The sequence below is a fragment of the Kitasatospora sp. NPDC057512 genome (assembly GCF_042802135.1).
Lineage (GTDB): Bacteria > Actinomycetota > Actinomycetes > Streptomycetales > Streptomycetaceae > Kitasatospora.
In genome coordinates, this window is the sequence record NZ_JBHVET010000568.1 from 1 (window position 1) to 5831 (window position 5831).

Genomic DNA, 5831 nt, shown 5'->3' on the forward strand with positions numbered 1-5831 from the left:
CAGCTCGGCCCCCTGATCAACACCTCCCAGCCCGAGTCCGTCACCGCCGAGGTCGACCGGGCGATAGCGGCCGGCGCCCGCCCGCTGCTGCACGGCGCCACCGTCGTGTCCGGCCCCGGCCGGTACCGGCCGTCCTACACTGGCCCGCTGTGAACGAAACACTCGGGGACGCCGCGCTCGTCCTCGTCTTCATCCTGCTGGGCGGGTTGTTCAACGTCGCCGAGATCTCGCTGATCTCGCTGCGCGAGGGCCAGATCCGGACGCTGGAGGCGCACGGCACCCGCCGCGCGGCCCGGGCCGCGCACCTGGCCGCCGACCCCAACCGCTTCCTGGCCGCCGTCCAGGTCGGGGTGACCTGCATGGGCTTCCTGTCCGCCGCCTTCGGTGCGGACACCCTGGCCGGAAAGGTCGCCCCGCTGTTCGTCCGGGCCGGGCTGTCCGAGGGCGTGGCCGCCGCGGTGGCCCTGGTCGGCCTCACCCTGGTGATCAGCTACGCCTCGCTGGTGCTGGGCGAGCTGACCCCCAAGCGGATCGGCCTGCAGCGCGCCGAGTCCATCGCGGTCGTCGCCGCCCCGGTGGTGGACGTGATGTCGGTGGTGCTGCGGCCGGTGATCTGGCTGCTCGGCCACTCCACCAATCTGATGGTCCGACTGCTCGGCGGCGATCCGACGGCGGGCCGCGGTTCGATGAGCTCCGAGGAGCTGCGCGGCCTGGTCGCCGCCAACACCGAACTCGGAAGCGACGAACGGGCGTTGATCGCCGACGTGTTCTCCGCCGGGGAGCGCCAGCTGCGCGAGGTGATGGTCCCGCGCACCGAGGTGACCTTCCTGGACGCCGAGCGCCCGCTGGCCGCCGTCCGGCACCAGGCCGACACCTCGCCGCACTCGCGCTACCCGGTGGTCGAGGGCAGCGCCGACGCGGTGGTCGGCTTCGTCCACGTCCGCGACCTGTACGGCGCGCGCGGCGAGCAGGCCGTCAAGGTCCGCGACCTGGCCCGCCCGGTGAAGCTGCTGCCCGGCACCAAGCGGGTGCTGGAGGCGATGGGCGAGATGCGCCGGGAGGGCCACCACCTGGCCATCGTGGTGGACGAGTACGGCGGCACCGCCGGGATCGTCACCCTGGAGGACCTGGTCGAGGAGGTGATCGGCGAGATCCGGGACGAGTACGACAGCCCGGCGGCCGCCCCCACCCGACGGCTGGCCGGCGGCGGCATGGAGCTGGACGGTCTGCTCAACCTCGGCGACTTCGCCGAGGAGACCGGCGTCACCCTGCCCGAGGGCCCGTACGAGACGGTGGCCGGCTGTCTGGTCGCCGCGCTCGGCCGGCTGCCCCGGGACGGCGACCAGGTGCGGGTTCCCGTCGAGGGCGGCGGCGGGGTGCTGCTGACGGTGGCCAAGGTCGAGGGCCGGCGGATCGCCCGGGTGGGGGTGAGTGCGGTCACACTGGCCGAGCCTGCGGGGGCGGAGGTTTCCTGAGCGGTCGGTGGAACTGGAACAATGGCCCGCATGGTCAACGCAGCGGTCACTGGTCCGGTCAAGGACCGTCCCCGGGTGCTCTCCGGCATCCAGCCCACTTCCGGCTCGTTCCACCTCGGCAACTACCTGGGCGCGGTGCGCCAGTGGGTCGACCTGCAGAAGGACAACGACGCCTTCTACATGGTCGTCGACCTGCACGCGATCACGGTGCCCCAGGACCCGGCGACGCTGCGCGAGAACACCCGGGTCTCCGCCGCCCAGCTGCTCGGCGCGGGCCTGGACCCGGACCGCTGCACGCTCTTCGTCCAGTCGCACGTGCCCGAGCACGCGCAGCTCGCCTGGGTGATGAACTGCCTCACCGGCTTCGGCGAGGCCTCGCGGATGACCCAGTTCAAGGACAAGTCCTCCCGGTACGGCGCCGAGGGCACCACGGTCGGCCTGTTCACCTACCCGATCCTCCAGATCGCGGACATCCTGCTCTACCAGGCGGACGCCGTCCCGGTCGGCGAGGACCAGCGCCAGCACGTGGAGATCACCCGCGACATCGCCGAGCGCTTCAACACCCGCTACGGCCGGACCCTCACGGTGCCGAAGCCGTACATCCTCAAGGAGACGGCGAAGATCCAGGACCTCCAGGACCCGGCCGTCAAGATGAGCAAGTCGGCCTCCTCGCCCAAGGGCCTGGTGAGCCTGCTGGACGACCCGAAGGCCAGCGCCAAGAAGTTCAAGAGCGCCGTCACCGACACCGGCACCGTCGTCTCCTACGACGAGGAGGAGAAGCCGGGCGTCTCCAACCTGCTGCGCGTCCACTCCGCGCTCAGCGGCCAGTCGGTCGAGCAGTTGGTCGCGCACTTCGAGGGCAAGATGTACGGCGCCCTGAAGACCGAGCTGGCCGAGCTGTTCACCGAGTGGGTCACCCCCTTCCAGGAGCGCACCCGGCTGTTCCTGGACGACCCGGCCGAGCTGGACCGGGTGCTGGCGATCGGCGCCGAGAAGGCCCGCGAGGTGGCGTCGGTGACGCTGGAGACGGTGTACGACCGGATCGGCTTCCTCCCGGCCGCCAAGCGGTGAATCCCCTCACACCCCTGCCCGGTGGTGACGGCCTCCCCGAGGTCGTCACCATCGGCGTGTCCGTGAGCGTCCCGGACCCGTACGGCACGGCGATCCAGGACGCCCGGGCCGGGCACGGCGATCCGCTGGCCCGGTCGATACCCACGCACGTCACCCTGCTGCCGCCGACCGAGGTGCCCGCCGGGGAGCTGCCGAAGATCGAGGAGCACCTGGCCGCGGTGGCGGCCGCGCACCGGCCGTTCCGGATGCTGCTGCGCGGCAGCGGGACCTTCCGCCCGGTCTCCCCGGTGGTGTACGTCCGGGTCGAGGAGGGCGCGCAGGAGTGCCGGCTGCTGGAGGCGGACGTCCGCTCCGGCCCGCTGGCCCGCGAGCTGGCCTTCCCGTACCACCCGCACGTGACGGTCGCCCACGGCCTGCCGGAGGACGTGCTGGACCAGGCGTACGAGCAGGCGCGCGGTTTCCGGGCGGACTTCCCGGTGCCGGGCTTCGGCCTCTCCCGCTTCGACGCGGACGAGGTCTGGCGGCCCTGGCGGAGCTACCCGTTCGGGTGAACCGGGGCGTGCTCCGGAGCGTGTCCCAGGGCGTGTCCTAGCCCTCCCGGCCGCCGAGTTCGAGCATCCGGTCGACCACCCGGCGGGCCGCGCCGCCGTCGTCCAGCGCGCAGTGCTCGGCCCGGAAGCGCCGGTAGCGCTCGGCGTGGCCGGGCGGCGGTCCGCCGTCGCCGTCGGCCAGTTCGCGCAGCGCGCCGAGCAGTTCGGCCGAGGTCGGCACCAGCGGGCCGGGGGCGTCCGACTCGAAGTCGAAGGAGAAGCCGCGCAGGGTGTCGCGGTAGTGCTCCAGGTCGTAGGTGAAGAAGTACATCGGGCGGCCGGTGATGGCGAAGTCGAACATGATCGACGAGTAGTCGGTCACCAGCACGTCCGCGACCAGCAGCAGTTCCTGCGGGTCGGGGTAGTCCCCGCAGTCGTACAGGAAGCCGTCGCCCGCGCCGGGCAGCGGCTCGCGCACATGCGCGTGCGGACGGACCAGCAGCACGTGGTCCGCGCCGAGCAGGCGCCGGGCGTGGTCGAGGTCCAGCCGCAGGTCGAGCCGGAACCCGTCGCCGTCGCCGCGCTGCTGGTCCTCGCGCCAGGTCGGCGCGTACAGCACGATCCGCCTGCCCTCGGGGACGCCGAGCCGGCGGCGGACGGCCGCGGCGGTCCGCGGGTCCGGACGGGCGAGCACGTCGTTGCGCGGGTAGCCGGACTCCAGCAGCTCGCCGCCGTAGCGGAAGGCGCGCCGGAGGATCGGGGTGGCGAACGGGCTGGGGGAGAGCAGCAGGCTCCACTGCGGGGTCTCCCGGTCGAGCGCCCGCAGGTAGCCGCGGTCGGCCAGCCAGGGGCTCTCGACGTCGTGGGCGATCCGCTTCAGCAGGGAGCCGTGCCAGGTCTGCACGACGACCTGGCCGGGGCGGCGCTCCAGGAAGTCCGGGAAGTGGGTGTTGCCGACCAGGTACCGGCAGGTGGCCAGCGCGCGGTACCACTCCGGGCTCCAGCTCCGGACCGGGACGATCCCGGGCGGCAGCTCGGCCTGGGCGTCGTCGACCACCCACAGGTGCTCCAACCGGCCGTCCCGGCGGGCGAGTTCGGCGTGCACCGCGCGCGGTGAGTCGGCGTAGCCGCGGCCGCCGAACACGTCGTACAGCACCGCCTCGCGCAGCGGCGCGCGGCGGGCGGCCGGGTAGCGCTCGGTGCGCAGCCGGTGCTGCGTCCAGGCGCTGCGCTCGGTGGCGGTGAGCACCGGGGTGGAGTCCACCACCAGGGTGTCGTGCCACCGGCGTTGCAGCAGGATCCGTTTGCCGCCGACGGTGGTGGCGGCGGGGACGGCGGACAGCGCGGCGGGGGCGGCCAGCAGCGGCCGGCCGTCCCCGGGGCGGCCGACCGGCTCCAGCGCGGCCTCCCAGACGCCCTTGCGCAGCGGCAGCGCGACGCCGTCCGAGCCGGTCCGGGTGGCGGGCACCCGGGCCCGGAAGCGGCCGTCCGGGCTGGTGCCGACCGGGGTGCGGACCTCGCTCGCGGAGCCGGGGTGCCGCAGCACCAGCTCCAGCGCCGCGGCCGGGCCCGGGCAGTGGCCGGACAGCTCGAAGCCGCCGTCCCGTACGGCGATCCGGTCGACCAGGCCGGCCGCGGGCTGGACGCAGAGCTGGAGCCGGCCGTCGGCGAGGTGCTTGAGGTAGAGCACCCGGTCCGGGGCTCCGGGCAGCGGGTGCTGGCCGGCCACCGGGCCGCCGCGCTCGTCGAGGCAGGGCTGTACGGCGGCGCCGTCGGGGTACAGGAGTTCGGCGTCCCAGTGCTCCAGCCGGCCGCCGCCCCGCCCGTCGGCGGTGAACGGCCGGTACGGCACCCGGACGGTGAAGGTGTTGCCGGTGCGGGCGAGCGGCCGCTCGACCACCGCCTCGCTCTCCCGGTGGCGCAGCCGCAGCACGGTGCCGGAGGGGCAGGTGTCGGCGACCCCGTCCAGGTCCAGGCCGTCGGGGGCGGGGGCGGCCCGGGTGATCAGGACGGCCGGGCGCTCCAGCCGCAGGTGCAGCCGGCCGTCGGCGAAGAACGGCTGGAGCCGGACGTCGCGGTCCACCCAGTGGGCCGGCGGGTACTCGCCGGACCCGCACCAGTGCGGGGCGAGGGCGCCGTAGCGGCGGCGCACCCGGGCGGGGCGGGGTCGGGTGAAGAGCGTGGCCTCGATGCGCCAGTCGCCGAGCAGCCAGTGGCCGCCGCGGCGCAGCCGGCCGGGGGCTATCAGGGCGGTGAAGCCGGACCAGTCGTGGTTGTGCTCGGACTGGGCGCTGTCGTCGGTGACCTCGGGCAGCCGGCGGGGGCGGGAGCGCAGGTGCAGCGGCGGCTGGGAGCGGTTCTGGTGGCGCAGGGTCAGCCAGGTCCAGGCGGAGCCGGGCCGGCCGGTGTCCTGGTCGTCCGGGCGGGCGAAGCCGGTGAGCTCCAGGCCGCGGCCGTGCCAGCGGGCGCGCAGCAGGCCGAAGGCGACGTCCTCGTCGGCGGCGGGGTGGTCGGCGGCCACCCGGGGGGCGGCGTGCGGCAGGACCAGCCGGGTGAGCACAGGCATGGTGGTGGGAGCCCTTCGGAAGGGAGATCCACATCCCATCCAGAAATGGCGCCGGGGTCAATTGCACGCTTTTTCGAATGCCCCGGGGAATGCGTTTCCTGGAACGCCGGTTCGACCTTCGAAACCGGTTTTCCGGTCATTTCCGGATTCGGCTCCGGATACGCGCGGGCGCCCGGCACCGATCGGTGC

At 74.1% G+C, this 5831-nt stretch carries 4 protein-coding genes; 3 read left to right on the forward strand and 1 reads right to left on the reverse strand.

What is annotated here, in order from left to right:
- Nucleotides 1-149: 149 nt before the first annotated feature.
- The 3 genes from ACFU6K_RS29195 to ACFU6K_RS29205 all read left to right on the forward strand — a co-directional run bounded on the left by ACFU6K_RS29195 (nt 150) and on the right by ACFU6K_RS29205 (nt 3097).
- Nucleotides 150-1475, forward strand: a complete 1326-nt coding sequence (locus ACFU6K_RS29195; RefSeq protein ID WP_049654801.1) for a hemolysin family protein — start codon at nt 150-152, stop codon at nt 1473-1475.
- A 30-nt stretch (nt 1476-1505) separates the two neighbouring features.
- Nucleotides 1506-2546: a tryptophan--tRNA ligase gene (gene trpS / locus ACFU6K_RS29200; RefSeq protein ID WP_380668007.1), complete on the forward strand. Its 1041-nt coding sequence runs from the start codon at nt 1506-1508 to the stop codon at nt 2544-2546.
- A 62-nt stretch (nt 2547-2608) separates the two neighbouring features.
- Nucleotides 2609-3097 (forward strand): 2'-5' RNA ligase family protein, encoded by a 489-nt coding sequence (locus ACFU6K_RS29205; protein WP_375877443.1) that lies wholly within the window; start codon nt 2609-2611, stop codon nt 3095-3097.
- A gap of 37 nt (nt 3098-3134) precedes the next feature.
- Here ACFU6K_RS29205 and ACFU6K_RS29210 read toward each other — a convergent pair whose 3' ends face one another.
- Entirely contained in the window at nt 3135-5642 is a 2508-nt protein-coding gene (locus tag ACFU6K_RS29210; protein ID WP_380668009.1) for a CDP-glycerol glycerophosphotransferase family protein, read from the reverse strand.
- Nucleotides 5643-5831 lie beyond the last annotated feature (189 nt).